Genomic DNA, 1,275 nt, shown 5'->3' on the forward strand with positions numbered 1-1,275 from the left:
TGAGGTGGTCGGGTAAAAATGGACACGGCGAAAGTAACTTTCCCTTGTCATGGAAGCAGAAAAACCAGCTAGTAAACGGCAGCGAACCAAGTACGATGCAGCCTTTCGAACCGAGGCGGTCCGCCGCGTAAACCAAGATGGGCAAGCGGCGACGCGGGTCGCGCAGGCGTTGGGTATGAGCGAGGCCGTGTTGGGCAAGTGGGTGCGGGCCGCTCGCGCCCAAGCTGCTCGGCCAGCAGGCAGCGAGGCGCTGGAGCAGGAAAACAAGCAGTTGCGGGCGCAGTTAGCCCGCGCGGAGATGGAGCGCGATATTTTAAAAAAAGCGCTGACCATCTTTTCACAACCGACGGGCCGATGAAACGCTTCGCTTTCATTGCTTTACACGCTGCCTGTTGGCCGGTGCAGCAGCAATGCCAGGTCTTGCGCGTCAGCGCCAGCGGCTACTATGCCTGGCGCAAGCGCCAACCAGCAGCGGCCGCCGAGTCAACGCCGCTCGCTTGGCAGGTGGCGGCCCAACGCGTGTTCACCACCCATGCCGGCCGTTACGGCCAGCGCCGGCTACGGGCCCAACTACGGCGCGAAGGCCACGCAGTGGGCCGGCAGCGGCTGCGCGGCTGGCTCACTGCCAGCGGCTTACGCGCCCTCTGCACCCGCGTCAGCACTCGCCCCCCGCGCACCACCAAAGCCGACCCGCAGGCCGTGGCCGCTGCCAACAGGCTCGCTACCTGGCCCGCGGCTACGGCTCCTAACCACATTTGGGTGGGCGACATCACCTACCTGGCCCTGGCCACGGGGCAGTGGGCCTACCTGGCTTGTTGGCGCGACGCTTTTTCCCGACGCGTGGTGGGCTGGCATGTCAGCGAGTCGCTGCACACCGACCTGATTCTAACCGCCTTTAACCGGGCGGTGGCGGTCTGCCAGCCCCCGCCCGGCCTGCTCGTGCACGCTGACCGCGGCAGCCAGTACACCAGCGACGCCTTCACCCAACTCCTGGACCGTACCCAGGCCATTGCCAGCCTGAGCCGGCCCGGCAACCCCTACGATAACGCCTTGGCGGAGAGTGGCTGGAGCACGCTCAAAACGGAGCTACTGCCCCGCGGAGCCTGCTTTGCTGACCTGGAGGAGGCCCGCTTCGAACTGGCCGAATACCTGGACCATTACTACAATACCCAGCGGCTGCACTCGGCCCTGGGCTACTGCACCCCGCTCGAAATCGAACTTCACTACCTTTTCAACCTACCTTAGCTCGGTGTCCATTTGCACCCGACCACCTCA

General features: G+C 64.7%; 2 protein-coding genes. Both read left to right on the forward strand.

Annotated elements, in window-relative coordinates:
* The first annotated feature begins 49 nt into the window (after positions 1 to 49).
* Complete coding sequence (locus tag ACYVGC_RS24945; RefSeq protein ID WP_460586564.1) at positions 50 to 358, forward strand: transposase; 309 nt, start codon at positions 50 to 52, stop codon at positions 356 to 358.
* Positions 355 to 1,245 (forward strand): IS3 family transposase, encoded by an 891-nt coding sequence (locus ACYVGC_RS24950; protein ID WP_460586565.1) that lies wholly within the window; start codon positions 355 to 357, stop codon positions 1,243 to 1,245. Before ACYVGC_RS24945 ends, ACYVGC_RS24950 begins: the two co-directional genes overlap by 4 nt.
* Positions 1,246 to 1,275 lie beyond the last annotated feature (30 nt).

The sequence above is a fragment of the Hymenobacter arcticus genome, from assembly GCF_054779975.1.

Excerpts from the sequence above, each read along its gene's own strand:
- ACYVGC_RS24945 (WP_460586564.1), top strand. The coding sequence starts at position 50 with ATGGAAGCAGAAAAACCAGCTAGTAAACGGCAGCGAACCAAGTACGAT.
- ACYVGC_RS24950 (WP_460586565.1), top strand. The coding sequence starts at position 355 with ATGAAACGCTTCGCTTTCATTGCTTTACACGCTGCCTGTTGGCCGGTG.